The organism is Acinetobacter lwoffii (assembly GCF_024129435.1).
GTDB lineage: Bacteria > Pseudomonadota > Gammaproteobacteria > Pseudomonadales > Moraxellaceae > Acinetobacter > Acinetobacter lwoffii_F.
Window position 1 is genome coordinate 93,145 of record NZ_JAMXXN010000009.1, and the last position, 13,245, is coordinate 106,389.

The 13,245-nt window shown below is 44.3% G+C and carries 12 protein-coding genes; 7 read left to right on the plus strand and 5 right to left on the minus strand.

Annotated elements, in window-relative coordinates:
* Window positions 1-8 precede the first annotated feature (8 nt).
* Entirely contained in the window at window positions 9-458 is a 450-nt protein-coding gene (locus NI455_RS08185) for a VOC family protein (RefSeq protein WP_253113500.1), read from the plus strand.
* A gap of 64 nt (window positions 459-522) precedes the next feature.
* Here NI455_RS08185 and NI455_RS08190 read toward each other — a convergent pair whose 3' ends face one another.
* The 3 genes from NI455_RS08190 to NI455_RS08200 form a co-directional block, all read right to left on the minus strand.
* Window positions 523-1,008, minus strand: a complete 486-nt coding sequence (locus tag NI455_RS08190) for a DUF934 domain-containing protein (protein ID WP_005106136.1) — start codon at window positions 1,006-1,008, stop codon at window positions 523-525.
* Window positions 1,001-2,644, minus strand: coding sequence for a nitrite/sulfite reductase (locus NI455_RS08195; RefSeq protein ID WP_005106135.1), 1,644 nt, complete (start codon window positions 2,642-2,644; stop codon window positions 1,001-1,003). Before NI455_RS08195 ends, NI455_RS08190 begins: the two co-directional genes overlap by 8 nt.
* Before the next feature lie 254 nt (window positions 2,645-2,898).
* Window positions 2,899-4,020: a CaiB/BaiF CoA transferase family protein gene (locus tag NI455_RS08200; protein ID WP_213687620.1), complete on the minus strand. Its 1,122-nt coding sequence runs from the start codon at window positions 4,018-4,020 to the stop codon at window positions 2,899-2,901.
* 213 nt (window positions 4,021-4,233) lie between these two features.
* Between NI455_RS08200 and NI455_RS08205 the strand changes: the two genes are divergently transcribed.
* The 4 genes from NI455_RS08205 (at window position 4,234) to NI455_RS08220 (ending at window position 9,303) form a co-directional block, all read left to right on the plus strand.
* Window positions 4,234-5,244, plus strand: a complete 1,011-nt coding sequence (locus tag NI455_RS08205; protein ID WP_004645946.1) for an AraC family transcriptional regulator — start codon at window positions 4,234-4,236, stop codon at window positions 5,242-5,244.
* Between the two features lie 197 nt (window positions 5,245-5,441).
* Window positions 5,442-6,647: an acetyl-CoA C-acetyltransferase gene (locus NI455_RS08210; protein WP_253113501.1), complete on the plus strand. Its 1,206-nt coding sequence runs from the start codon at window positions 5,442-5,444 to the stop codon at window positions 6,645-6,647.
* A gap of 11 nt (window positions 6,648-6,658) precedes the next feature.
* On the plus strand, window positions 6,659-8,794 hold the full coding sequence (locus NI455_RS08215; RefSeq protein ID WP_253113503.1) for a 3-hydroxyacyl-CoA dehydrogenase NAD-binding domain-containing protein: 2,136 nt from the start codon (window positions 6,659-6,661) through the stop codon (window positions 8,792-8,794).
* A 161-nt stretch (window positions 8,795-8,955) separates the two neighbouring features.
* Window positions 8,956-9,303: a hypothetical protein gene (locus tag NI455_RS08220; RefSeq protein WP_253113505.1), complete on the plus strand. Its 348-nt coding sequence runs from the start codon at window positions 8,956-8,958 to the stop codon at window positions 9,301-9,303.
* Window positions 9,304-9,372: 69 nt separating this feature from the next.
* Here the strand turns inward: NI455_RS08220 and NI455_RS08225 are convergent, their stop codons facing one another.
* Both NI455_RS08225 and NI455_RS08230 read right to left on the minus strand, forming a co-directional pair.
* On the minus strand, window positions 9,373-9,804 hold the full coding sequence (locus NI455_RS08225; protein ID WP_253113507.1) for a GNAT family N-acetyltransferase: 432 nt from the start codon (window positions 9,802-9,804) through the stop codon (window positions 9,373-9,375).
* Window positions 9,798-11,021, minus strand: coding sequence for a class I SAM-dependent methyltransferase (locus tag NI455_RS08230; protein ID WP_219308553.1), 1,224 nt, complete (start codon window positions 11,019-11,021; stop codon window positions 9,798-9,800). The genes NI455_RS08225 and NI455_RS08230 overlap by 7 nt, the downstream gene beginning before the upstream one ends.
* 102 nt (window positions 11,022-11,123) lie before the next feature.
* Between NI455_RS08230 and trhA the strand changes: the two genes are divergently transcribed.
* Entirely contained in the window at window positions 11,124-11,768 is a 645-nt protein-coding gene (gene trhA, locus NI455_RS08235) for a PAQR family membrane homeostasis protein TrhA (protein WP_153566436.1), read from the plus strand.
* A gap of 142 nt (window positions 11,769-11,910) precedes the next feature.
* On the plus strand, window positions 11,911-13,218 hold the full coding sequence (locus NI455_RS08240) for an MFS transporter (RefSeq protein ID WP_004281697.1): 1,308 nt from the start codon (window positions 11,911-11,913) through the stop codon (window positions 13,216-13,218).
* Window positions 13,219-13,245: the final 27 nt, after the last annotated feature.

Sequence of the window (13,245 nt, forward strand, 5' to 3'; positions counted from 1 at the left end):
GTTCTCCCATGCAACTGAATCATTACCTCAATTTCCAAGGTCAGGCTGAAGCAGCCTTTAACTTTTATAAATTAGTTTTTGGAAGCGAATTTTCAAGTCTGAGTCGTTATGGTGAAATGCCAACTGAAGAAGGTGTCACACTCTCGGAAGCGGATCAAAATAAAATCCTGCATATCTCACTTCCCATTAACGAATTTACAGAACTGATGGCATCCGATACGAATGATCAATTTTGTGCACAAAACAATACCGTTTTCACTCAAGGTAATAACCACTATATTTCCATTAACTTAGATGCCAGCGAACAAGCTGAAGCACAACGACTCTTTGATGCTTTATCGGTGAATGGTCAAATTGAGATGCCGCTAGAAAAGACCTTTTGGGGCGCACTTTATGCTGCCTTTAGCGATCAGTTTGGAATTCACTGGATGATCAACTGTCAACTTGAAGAAAATTAAAGGTTTTTATCAAGATATAAAAAGCCGGAATCAATCCGGCTTTTTGACAGTAACTTAATTTAAATTATGCACCTGTTTGATAATGTGCCTGTGCAACCGCAGTCGATGCCTGATACGGATTTCTGAAATCATTCAAACCAGCAGCAGCTTCCTGAATATCCTTACCTTCTTTAATCACAAAAGTATCGAAACCAGAACGCTTCATGTAATTCAGTACATCTTTGAATACATCTCCAGTAGCACGCAATTCGCCCTGGAAACCCTGACGGCGAAGAAGTGCTGCAAATGAATAACCACGGCCATCATTAAAACCGGCAAACTCAATAAAGATTGCATCGAGCTGATCGAGCGGAAAATCATTGGTTTCAGGCGAAGCATCTACAGTTAAGTACAATGCTTTTTTGCCTGTCACATTGGTAATTTGATCTAACTGTTCAACAGTTAATACCACATCACCCTGAGGCAAAACACCATCTTCACCCATCAATTGATAGGTATTGTCTGCAATCGTGCCATCTTTAGAGAGTACTTGAAGTGCGGTATTAAGCATATGCACGCTCCTTAAATGGTTGAATGCCGACACGGCGATAAGTATCGATAAACTCTTCACCTTCCTGACGCAGGTCAAGATAAGTATTCAAAATTTCTTCTACGATATCTGGTACGACCTCGGCTGCAAATGATGGGCCAAGAATGTCACCAATCGACGCATCATGATCCGCATTTCCACCAAGCGTAATCTGGTAGAACTCAGCGCCTTTTTTGTCTACACCTAAAATACCGATGTTACCAACGTGGTGGTGACCACAGGCATTCATACAGCCTGAAATATTCAGATCCAGTTTACCTAGGTTATAAATCGTATCCAGATCATCAAAACGGCGTGAAATTGCTTCAGAAATCGGAATCGATTTCGCATTCGCCAATGAACAGAAATCACCGCCCGGGCAGCAAATAATGTCGGTCAAGAAACCGATATGCGCACGTGCCAGGTTGTTTTGGTCAAGGGTTTGCCATACAGCGAACAAATCTTTTTGTGGGACATCGACCAGGGAAATGTTTTGTTCATGCGTGGTACGCAGCTCACCGAAAGTGTACTGATCGGCAAGATCTGCAATCAGGTTCATTTCTTCTGTGCTGACATCACCCGGTGCAATCCCGGCACGTTTCAGTGAAATCGTCACGATACGATAACCTTTCACTTTATGTGCATTGGTATTGATGTTGAACCACTGTTTGAATTTTGGATATTGTGCAAATAGTTCAGTGAAATCTTCATCTGCATAATCTTGGTAGTCAAATGGCGTGAAGTTCTCATCCATTTTCGCCAAGGTGTCTGCATCGATTTTCAGTGTTTTAATCGTATGCGCAAATTCAGCTTCAACTTTCTCGGCAAATACTGCTGGTGTTAAAGCTTTTACCAGAATCTTGATACGTGCTTTATATTTGTTGTCGCGACGGCCATGCAAGTTATACACACGAAGGACTGCTTCCAGATAAGCAATCAGGTCTTCACGCGGCAAGAACTCACGGATAAAGCTACCAATCACTGGCGTACGGCCGAGACCACCACCGACTTTGATTTTATAGCCCATTTCGCCTGCTTCATTACGCACAATATACACACCGATATCGTGGAATGCAGTGGCTGCACGGTCAGTTTCTTCAAGCGCAGAGACTGCAATCTTGAATTTACGTGGCAAGAAAGCAAATTCCGGATGGAAGGTTGACCATTGACGGATCAATTCACAAGTCGGACGTGGATCGGCAATTTCACCTGCAACCACACCTGCATACTGATCCGTCGTGGTATTACGGATACAGTTACCTGAGGTCTGAATCGCATGCATTTGCACAGTGGCCAGTTCAGCCAGCATATCCGGCACATTTTCCAGCGCAGGCCAGTTAAACTGGATGTTTTGACGGGTCGAAATATGCGCGTAGCCACGGTCATATTCTTTTGCCAAATCAGCCACTTTACGAAGTTGTTTTGAGTTCATCAAACCATATGGCACGGCAATACGTAACATTGGCGCATAACGCTGTACGTACAGACCATTTTGCAGACGAAGCGGACGATACTCATCTTCAGTGAGTTTACCGGCTAAATAACGTTCCGTTTGGTCACGGAACTGTGCAACACGTTCATTAATCAGTTGCTGATCAAAATCAGTATATAAATACATGGCGTACAGCTAGTAGTTTCTATTATATCGCCGGCAAGGATAGCGAGATTGAACCTATCAATAAAATGCTTTTTATACATATTTCATAGCGGTTTTATTGATAAGCCTGACAAAGTTTCACGGATCTCGGTATTTACAGCACTGGATTAAATTTAAAGTAATAATGATGAAAATCTTCAATTATTATTACTTATTTTCATATAGGAAAAATTTCCTCTCATTTCATTAATAATCTAATTAACACGTTAAGAATATTACCAATTTTGACTTTCTCCCAATTGCTGTCCTACAAACTCATAGCGTATCGTAGAACGTGAAAATTTAATCGGACAAGCCAATTGTGCTTCGGTCTGCTGACTGCTGGATTTGAGTGGCACCTGTACTATCCATCCCCGCTGCTGAGCCAGATCAGAATGTAACGCTTCCTCAAGTCTGAGCACCGGTTCGACACAGACATCCAGCGCGGCAAACAGCATTTGCCATTCAGCTAATGACTTGGTCTTGATTTTATTCTGAATCGCCTGCTTCACCACAGCATGATCTTCAGCGGCATAAGAAGCGCCTTTGTCCAGGAGAATCGGCAGCTCTAAAGCCTGTGCCAGCCCCTGCATAAATGGTGGTTCCAGACTACCAATCGACAAATAACGCCCATCCTGGGTTTCATAATAATCATAGAAAGTTCCACCATTCAGATAGCCGGATTCTGGAGATTGATGCTGATTGCCAGCCAGACTGGCAGAAGCTGCCAGATTGCTCATCGTTACCACACAATCGGTCATGGAAATGTCAATGTACTGGCCTTTGCCACTTTGTTGGCGTTCAATCACCGCGGCCAGAATCGCAATCACGGCATGCATGGAACCACCTGCAACATCGGCGACCTGAATTCCCAAGGCTGGTGGACCATTTTCAATCCGGCCACTGTGTCCGGCAATTCCGGACAAAGCCAGATAATTAATGTCGTGCCCTGCCTTATCTTTATATGTGCCAGTTTGGCCGTAACCGGTAATGGAACAGTAAATCAGTTTCGGATTAATTTCGCTTAAGGTTTGATAGTCTAGCCCAAGACGTTGCATTACACCGGGACGGAATTGCTCAATCACAATGTCATAATCTGCAATCTTGGATTTAACCAGTTCAATATTCGCAGGATCTTTCAAATCCAGTGCAACCGATTGCTTGTTTCGGTTCAAATAACTTTGTGAAGTGGCCTGTCCATTGGCAAAGGGTGGCATTAATCGCAACAGGTCCGGTCGGGTTGGTGATTCAATATGCACAACTTCTGCACCTAAATCAGCAAGATATAATGTGGCAAACGGGCCGGGTAAAAGTGTAGAAAAATCTAGGATTTTCAATCCTTTTAATGCATATGACATTGGAGTATTTGCTCTACTTATATTGCTTTTTTCAGCATCTTAGGCACATAAATGCATAAAAACAATGTCATGTTCAGCCATTTACCTTGATAGTTTCGGCAATCTAATATGTAAGAAAATGGCAAAGGTATTCTTGTAAATTGCCATTGCTTTATTATTTTTCGTCATTTAGGTCAATTATTAGTGAACATTAAAGAGACTGAAGGATTAAACATGAGTCGTGATACGATCAGTATCCATTTCGTCAATGCAGCTCTATCTGGCGTTAAACGTCTGGGCATGGATGTCGATACTTTATTGTCTCACGTCGGGATTGAAGCAGAGCTGCTGCATCAGCCCAAAGCCCGTATTTCGCCTGAACAATATACCCGCTTTATAAAAATGTTGTGGATGGTGACCCAAGACGAGCATGTCGGCTTTGACAAACAGCAACGCCGTTTGGGTACGTTTGCGATCATGTGCCAGCTGATTATTCATGCCAAAACTCTGGGTGATGCACTGGAACTGTCTTCCCAGTTCTACAAACTCTTTGGTGATGACTGGTCGGTGACTCTGGAACGCGACAAACACGAAGCCCGTCTGGTACCACTCATTCCAAACGCAATGGATCCGGATCATTTCATTACTGAAAGCATGCTGATGATCTGGCATGGCTTAGCGTCTTGGCTCATTGAACGTCGCCTGCCACTGGAACGCGTGCATTTTAGCTATCCTCGTCCAGACCATGCCGATGAATATGATGCCTTATTCTTTGCGCCGGTAATGCAGTTCGATATGCCACGTACCGAAATCACTTTTGCTGCGGATTATCTGGATTTGCCAATTCGCCAGAATGAAGAAACTCTGGAAGAATTTTTGAAAGCAGCGCCGGCCCAACTGCTGGTGAAATTCAAAAATACCAACTCACTGACTTCACGTATTCGTGATGTACTGAAAAGCCAGATTGGCGAAGAAATGCCGACATTAAACGATGTCGCGTCGATGCTTTATCTATCACCGCAAACTTTGCGTCGCCGTCTGGCAGCCGAAGGTAAAAGCTATCAAGGTGTGAAAGATGCCCTGCGCCGTGATGCCGCGATTCACTTATTACTTAATCCGGATCTGACCCTTGAAGATGTCGCACAACAAGTCGGTTTCAGTGAAACCAGTACTTTCCACCGTGCCTTCAAGAAATGGACTGGTGTAACCCCGGGTCTGTATCGTCAATTACATGGCTATCATTAATCAAATGATGTTGCGAAATAACATTTAATAATAAAACCAGTTCTCTCCGCCTAAGCCTTCGCTTAGGCTTTTTTATAACTAAAATTGGCTAAATCGCTCAAATGATCTGACTCGTTCTCGTCATTGCACTTCAAAAATTAAGTATTACACTCGAGTCATTAGAATAATTTTCATCAAATCAATAAAAGGGACATGCTATGAGCGAGGCATATATTATTGACGCCATTCGTACGCCACGCGGAAAAGGCAAAAAAGATGGATCTTTACATCAGGTAAAACCCATTTCATTACTGACTGGTTTACTCAACGAACTTCAGGCACGTCATCAATTTGATACCTCAAAAGTGGATGATATCGTGCTCGGTTGTGTCACCCCAATTGGTGATCAGGGTGCCGATATTGCCAAAACAGCTGCCATCGCTGCCGGCTGGGACAATGATGTAGCGGGTGTGCAAATTAACCGTTTTTGCGCTTCCGGTCTGGAAGCGGTTAATCTGGCCGCACAAAAAGTCCGTTCGGGCTGGGAAGATCTGGTCGTTGCAGGTGGAGTCGAATCCATGTCCCGCGTGCCAATGGGTTCCGACGGTGGGCCTTGGGCACTGGACCCTGAAACCAATATGGCCTGTGACTTTATTCCGCAAGGCATAGGCGCAGATTTGATTGCCACGATTGACGGTTATAGCCGTGCAGATGTAGATCAGTTTGCCGAACAATCACAAAAGAAAGCAGCTGCTGCTCAAGCCAATGGTTATTTCAACGCCTCTGTTATCCCGGTAAAAGACAAAGCTGGTGTAATAATTCTGGACAAAGATGAATTTATCAAACCGACAACGACCGCAGAAGGCTTGGGCAAACTCAATCCAAGTTTCGCCATCATGGGGCAAATGGGCTTTGATGCAATTGCCCTGCAAAAATATCCTGAAGTCGGTGCTATCAATCATGTGCATCATGCCGGGAATTCTTCAGGCATTGTCGATGGTGCAGCGGTGGTTTTGATCGCATCGGAACAAGCAGTAAAAGAACAAGGTCTGAAGCCACGTGCCAAAGTGCTGGCCACTGCACTGGTCGGTGCAGATCCAACCATTATGCTGACTGGCCCTGCCCCGGCTGCTCGTAAGGCCTTGGCTAAGGCGGGTTTAACCATTGATGATATTGACCTGTTTGAAGTTAATGAAGCCTTTGCTGCAGTGGTGATGCGCTTTATCAATGAGATGAAGGTTGATTCTGCTAAGGTGAATGTCAACGGCGGTGCAATTGCCATGGGACATCCACTCGGTGCGACTGGAGCCATGATTTTAGGCACTTTGCTGGATGAGCTGGAACGCCAGGGGAAAAAACGCGGTCTGGCTACACTTTGTGTCGGTGGCGGCATGGGCATCGCCACCATTATTGAACTGGTTTAAGGAGAAAAACAATGAGCGCAATTCAGTTTGAAAAAAATGCCGACAATATTGTTATTTTAACTTTTGATTCTCCAAACCAGTCTGCCAATACCATGAATGCAGATTTTCGTGCTGCCTTGGCTGAAACTGTAGAAAAACTTAAAGCCGATGAAAACATTAGCGGTATCATTTTCCGGTCTGCGAAAAAAACCTTCTTTGCTGGCGGCGATCTGGATGAACTGATTCAAGCCACGCCTGAGCATGCGACTGAATTCTTCAACATGATTGAAGAGATGAAAGCACAAATGCGCTATATCGAAACTCGTGGCATTCCTGTCGTTGCTGCCTTGAATGGTACGGCGCTTGGCGGTGGCTGGGAAATTGCCCTGTGTGCCCATTATCGTATTGCCCTGAATGACCCTAAAAGCAAATTTGGCCTGCCTGAAGTCACACTCGGATTATTACCTGGTGGTGGTGGTATCGTCCGCATGATCCGTCTGCTCGGTCTGCAAAATGCCTTTCCCTTATTGATAGAAGGCAAACAGTTTGGAGTCGATAAAACCAGATCTTTAGGGTTGATTCATGAGATCGCAGACAGTACAGATGAATTGCTAGAAAAGGCCATTGCCTGGATCAAAGCCAATCCAAAATCTCAGCAGCCATTCGATGTAAAAGGCTATAAAATTCCGGGTGGTAGCCCTTCGACACCAGCAGTTGCACAGATGCTGGCAATTGCTCCGGCGATGCTGCGCGATAAAACCAAAGGCTGCTACCCTGCACCTGAAGCGATCATGTCGGCTGCGGTAGAAGGTGCACAGGTCGATGTCGATACTGCCCTGACCATTGAATCGCGTTACTTTACTTATTTGGCGACCGGTCAAATTTCTAAAAATATGATTGGCACTTTCTGGCATGGTCTGAATGCAATCAAGTCCGGCGCCAGTCGCCCTCAAGGTCTTGAAAGGTGGAAAGCCACTAAAGTCGGTATTCTAGGTGCGGGTATGATGGGTGCTGGGATCGCCTATGCCACTGCCAGCAAAGGCATTCCTGTAGTATTAAAAGATATTTCAATTGAAGCAGCTGAAAAAGGCAAAGCCTATAGCCAGAAACTGCTGGATAAAAAATTCGCTCAAGGGCGTTTATCAGCCGAGAAACGAGATCAGGTTTTAAGCCTGATTCAAACAACTGCATCTAATGCAGATCTAGCCGGTTGCGACCTGATCATTGAAGCAGTTTTTGAAAATCCCGCACTCAAGGCTCAAGTTACGCAAGAGGCAGAACAATATCTTGCCAGCAACGGCGTAATGGCTTCGAATACCTCGACCCTGCCAATTACAGAGTTAGCCCAGGCTTCAAAAAATGATCAGAACTTTATCGGCCTGCATTTCTTCAGTCCGGTCGATAAAATGCAGTTGGTGGAAATTATCAAAGGTAAAAATACCTCGGCAGAAACGCTGGCCAAAGCTTTCGATTTCGTGCAGCAGATTGGCAAATTACCGATTGTGGTGAATGACAGCCGGGGATTCTTTACCAGCCGCGTGTTTGGTACCTTTGTGCAGGAAGGTTTACGCCTGCTGGCAGAAGGTGTACATCCGGCGCGAATTGAAATGGCTGCACTCAAAGCCGGTATGCCGGTGGGCCCGTTGGCGATTCAGGATGAAGTGTCCTTGACCCTGTCTGAACATGTAGCCAATGAAAGATACAAAGCTTTAGAAGTACAAGGTCAGACCATCACTAAATCACCTGCGGATGAGGTGATTTATAGCATGATTCACGAATTTAACCGTAAAGGTAAGGCTTCAGGCGCAGGTTTTTATGATTATCCGGCCGATGCCAAAAAGCAGCTCTGGTCTGGTCTCAGCCACTGGAAAAAAGACAACGATATTTCTGAACAGGAAATGATTGACCGTTTCCTGTTTGTACAGGCACTGGATACGGTTCGCTGTCTGGAAGAAGGTGTCCTGGAATCTGTGGTCGATGCCAATGTGGGTTCCATTTTTGGTATTGGCTTTGCCGCCTGGACGGGCGGTGCAGTACAATTCCTGAATCAGTATGGTTTGGCCAAAGCCGTGACCCGTGCCAAGGTACTTGAAAATAAATATGGCGAACGCTTCAAAGCCCCACAACTCCTCAAAGATAGCGCAGCACACGCCCAGCCGATTCAATAATTTGAGCACTTAAATAAAAAGAGGAACGTGTTTCCTCTTTTTTATCTTCTGGATTTGCTTCATGCACTGGATAGACTCATCTGACGACAGATTTCGATCTGCTTTTTGATCAATTTATGTTATAAAGTTACATAAGTTTGATATCCACGTGGGTAAGACCTATGACTGATCACAGTTCACCTGAAAAATCTCCTTGGGGTTGGAAAGCACTTATTATCTTCTGTATTTTAGGTGGATTATTCATGCTTATTTTTTGGCTCGCGATAAGTAATGAGCCGGATTACATGCCAAGCCAGCAAAATAAACAGACTACCCAGCAACACGCTTTTAAAAATGCGCCTACGATGTCTCCAGAAGCCATTGCCAAAGCTCAGGCGGATCGTGAAGCACGTGAAGCTGCCAATGTGGCTCCTACAGATACGACAGCCGCTGAGCATCATATGTCAGCTGAAGAACATGCCAACATGGATAATGCCGAGCACAGCTCAAATCCAGCACATGGCCACTGATCCAGATTCAGGCTATGCATCAAAAAGCGAGGTCAATGCCTCGCTTTTTTATATTTGAATGGCTGAAAATTAAAGCTTTAAATACATATCAATATGTGGAATGCCACAATCCAGATATTCCTCGCCTTGAGCTTTAAATCCCAGCGCTTGATAGAAGCCAATGGCATGTACTTGTGAAGACAGCTTGACCAACTCACGCTGCTCGGTACGCGCATAGTCAATCACGGCCTGCATCAAGCGCTGACCAACACCTAAACCGCGTGCTGTGGTTAGGACTGCAACCCGACCGATACTATTATTTGACAATAATCGTGCTGTAGCAATCGCCTGATCCTGCTGAAAAACAATGAAATGTACAGCAACCGCATCTTCAGCATCCCACTCATCTTCAGCTGCAATATGCTGTTCTTGAATAAACACAGCTTCACGAATCACTTTGGCATATTCTGCCAAATCCTTCCAGCTCCCGAAAATTATTTTAAGTTCTGGACTATTTAGCATTTAGATCCGATTCCCTGCTGATCCCATTGATCATTAAGCAACAATTCCAGTGAATGTTTCTGGATCCCATACATCTCTTTTAAGGCCTGGATTTGTGCCAGAACCGCCTGATCAGGTTGTTGATAGTCTTTGCGTTTTGTCGCCAGAATCATTTTATTTTTACTGGTATGTTCTAGCGCCACAAATTCAAAAACTTTGGTTTCATAACCATAAGCTTTGAGTAGTAAAGCACGTATGGTATCGGTCAGCATTTCGGCCTGCTGTCCCGCATGAATACCGAATTGCAACATCGGACTGAGGACTTTCGGTGCTTGTAATTGTGGACGCAATTCCTTATGACAACACGGTGCACACATGATCATCTGCGCATTCAGGCGAATGCCACTATGAATCGCAAAATCTGTTGCTACATCACAGGCATGTAAGGCAATCATCACATCCAGACGTTCTGGCGCATAAGTACGCACATCCCCCTGGAAAAAGTCCAGCTGATCAAAACCAGATTGCTGCGCGACATTCTGGCAGAATTCAACCATTTTCGGATTAAGCTCTACCCCCGTGACATGCGGCGTTTGACCATGTTTTTGCATATAGTCATATAAAGCACAGGTCAGATAGCCTTTACCCGAACCAAAATCCACCACGCGCAGGCCTTCGGCTTGTGGCTTAATCTGCGCCAGGGCACCTGAGAAAATTTCCACAAACTTATTAATCTGCTTCCATTTGCGCGCCATGCTCGGAATAATTTGCGCTTTTTGATCGGTAATCCCGAGATGCTGGAGAAAGATACTGTCCTGATCGACAAAACGTTGTTTAATCCGGTCATGACCTTGTTCAGCAGGCTTCGCCTGATTCATCGCTACTTTATGTTTACTGCGCGTTAACATGGCTTTTTTCTTGTTTTTTTTCAGCTGTAATTCTTCATCGACGGTGATCAGATTGGCTTGTTTGCAACACGCCAGTAGTGAAGTAACCTGAAATAATGCTTCATCCAAAGGATAATTCTTGGTGACATCCTGCGTCTTGTAACGATACAGGCAGCTCAATACGCGCTGTTCATTTAATGTAATGACTCGCAAGGTCATTTTTTCTAAATCCTGCAGTTCACCTTTATACTGGCTTAAGATCAGGCGATCAAATTGATCCCTTTCAACAGCTTGCTGAAAGGTGTCCAAGAATTGCTGTTCCTGATCTGAGAGAGTTGCCAACGTTGACATAGATAAAACCTGAAATGAATTGCGCATCAAGTTTAAATCTTCTTAACCTAAAAGCAAAATTGAATTACTATACAAGTGTATATTTGAAGAAGAATGACAATCATGCAGAATGCTCCACTGGTTCCAGATTATGATCAAAATGAGGAACGGATTAACTATATTAGTCATGGCGTAGGTGCCGGGCTATCCATTGTTGCTGGTATTCTTTTGATTATTAAAGGGTCTTACCTAAGTACTGGACAATGGATTGGACTGTGGGTTTATGCACTGAGCATGATTCTGCTGTTTTCTGCTTCTATGCTCTATCACATGGCCACTGCAGCAGACCGCCGTTATTTTTATAAAAAAGTCGATCATACTGCGATATATTATTTAATCGCCGGAACCTATACCCCTTTCCTGTCAATTGCCATTCCGACCGCCAAAGCCCAGTATTTATTGATTGCGCTGTGGGTGATTGCCCTTCTTGGCACACTTTTCAAGTTCGTTTTCATTCATCGTTTCCAGAAACTTTCTTTGGCGGCTTATCTGGCCATGGGCTGGCTGGCGCTGCTGGTGATTGATGACATGCAGCAATATTTAAGTGCTCAATCTTTAACCTTTCTCATCATTGGTGGACTCGCTTATACCGTGGGTGCATTGTTTTACGCTTTAAAAAGAGTAAGATATACCCACGCTATCTGGCACATATTTGTATTGATAGGCGCAGGATCACATTTTCTGTCTATCTATCTTTACGTGATTTAATCATCTCCTTTTTCATTTCAGTGACCCTGAGCGAGTTGAAGCGAGAAGATTGCAGTTGTTTTTTTAAAAAATTACGCCTTTTTTAAAAAGATTACGCTTTTAAAACTAAGTTTTTTTATTTTTAGTAAGTGTAAGGTTTTCCATGGCGTCGTCTAATTCTGCTGCTCAGCCAGCACAAAATTCAAAATTTCGCGTTTTAACAGCAAGCTTGGTAGGCACCACAATCGAATTCTTCGATTTTTATATTTATGCCACCGCTGCTGTCATTATTTTTCCGTATCTGTTCTTCCCTACTAGTACAGATCCAATGACCGCAACCATTCAGTCTCTTGCGACTTTTGCCATTGCATTTATTGCCCGTCCGATTGGTGCAGCATTATTTGGTCATTTAGGTGACCGGATCGGACGAAAAGCCACCTTGGTTGCAGCTTTGCTAACTATGGGGATTTCAACCGTTGCGATTGGCCTGTTACCAACTTATGCGCAAATCGGAATTGCTGCGCCATTGTTACTTGCACTGTGCCGTTTAGGTCAGGGCTTGGGTCTAGGTGGTGAATGGTCAGGTGCTGTACTTCTTGCAACTGAAAATGCCCCTGAAGGCAAGCGTGCCTGGTATGGCATGTTCCCGCAACTGGGTGCTCCAATCGGCTTTATTCTGGCAACAGGTTCTTTCCTGACGCTTGGCGCTTTCATGTCTGAAGCTGACTTTATGGCTTGGGGCTGGCGTATTCCGTTTATCTCAAGTGCCTTGTTGGTAATTGTGGGTTTATGGATTCGTTTAAAATTGCATGAAACACCTGCTTTCCAAAAAGTGCTGGATAAACAGAAAGAAGTGAATGTTCCTTTTGTTCAGGTATTCAAAAAGCATTCCCGCATGCTGGTTCTGGGTACGATTGCTGCAATCTGTACTTTCGTTGTGTTCTATCTTACTACGGTATTTGCGCTGCAATGGGGAACCAAACAACTTGGTTATTCTCGTGAAGAATTCCTGCAATTGCAGTTAGTTGCAACTCTGTGTTTTGCTGCATTCATCCCGCTTTCAGCAGTATTGGCAGAGAAATTTGGCCGTAAGACTACTTCGATTGCGGTATGTGTCATTTCTGCGATCTTCGGTATCTTCTTTGCAGATATGCTTGAATCTGGCAGCACCTTGGTGGTGTTCCTGTTCTTGTGTATTGGTCTGGCGATCATGGGCTTAACTTATGGGCCAATCGGTACGGTATTGTCTGAAATCTTCCCGACTTCAGTACGATATACGGGTTCTGCATTAACCTTTAACTTGGCAGGCATCTTCGGTGCATCATTTGCACCGCTAATCGCAACCAAGCTGGCAACGGCCTATGGTTTGTCTGCAGTCGGTTATTACCTGACCGCAGCATCTATCCTGTCGCTTGTCGCGTTTTTACTGATTCGTGAAACCAAAAATGATGATGTAAACAATCAGATCTAAGATTTTAGATTGATTCAAAAGCCAGCA

Coding starts and splice junctions, on each gene's coding strand:
- NI455_RS08185 (WP_253113500.1), top strand. CDS start 9: ATGCAACTGAATCATTACCTCAATTTCCAAGGTCAGGCTGAAGCAGCC.
- NI455_RS08190 (WP_005106136.1), bottom strand. CDS start 1,008: ATGCTTAATACCGCACTTCAAGTACTCTCTAAAGATGGCACGATTGCA.
- NI455_RS08195 (WP_005106135.1), bottom strand. CDS start 2,644: ATGTATTTATATACTGATTTTGATCAGCAACTGATTAATGAACGTGTT.
- NI455_RS08200 (WP_213687620.1), bottom strand. CDS start 4,020: ATGTCATATGCATTAAAAGGATTGAAAATCCTAGATTTTTCTACACTT.
- NI455_RS08205 (WP_004645946.1), top strand. CDS start 4,234: ATGAGTCGTGATACGATCAGTATCCATTTCGTCAATGCAGCTCTATCT.
- NI455_RS08210 (WP_253113501.1), top strand. CDS start 5,442: ATGAGCGAGGCATATATTATTGACGCCATTCGTACGCCACGCGGAAAA.
- NI455_RS08215 (WP_253113503.1), top strand. CDS start 6,659: ATGAGCGCAATTCAGTTTGAAAAAAATGCCGACAATATTGTTATTTTA.
- NI455_RS08220 (WP_253113505.1), top strand. CDS start 8,956: ATGACTGATCACAGTTCACCTGAAAAATCTCCTTGGGGTTGGAAAGCA.
- NI455_RS08225 (WP_253113507.1), bottom strand. CDS start 9,804: ATGCTAAATAGTCCAGAACTTAAAATAATTTTCGGGAGCTGGAAGGAT.
- NI455_RS08230 (WP_219308553.1), bottom strand. CDS start 11,021: ATGTCAACGTTGGCAACTCTCTCAGATCAGGAACAGCAATTCTTGGAC.
- trhA (WP_153566436.1), top strand. CDS start 11,124: ATGCAGAATGCTCCACTGGTTCCAGATTATGATCAAAATGAGGAACGG.
- NI455_RS08240 (WP_004281697.1), top strand. CDS start 11,911: ATGGCGTCGTCTAATTCTGCTGCTCAGCCAGCACAAAATTCAAAATTT.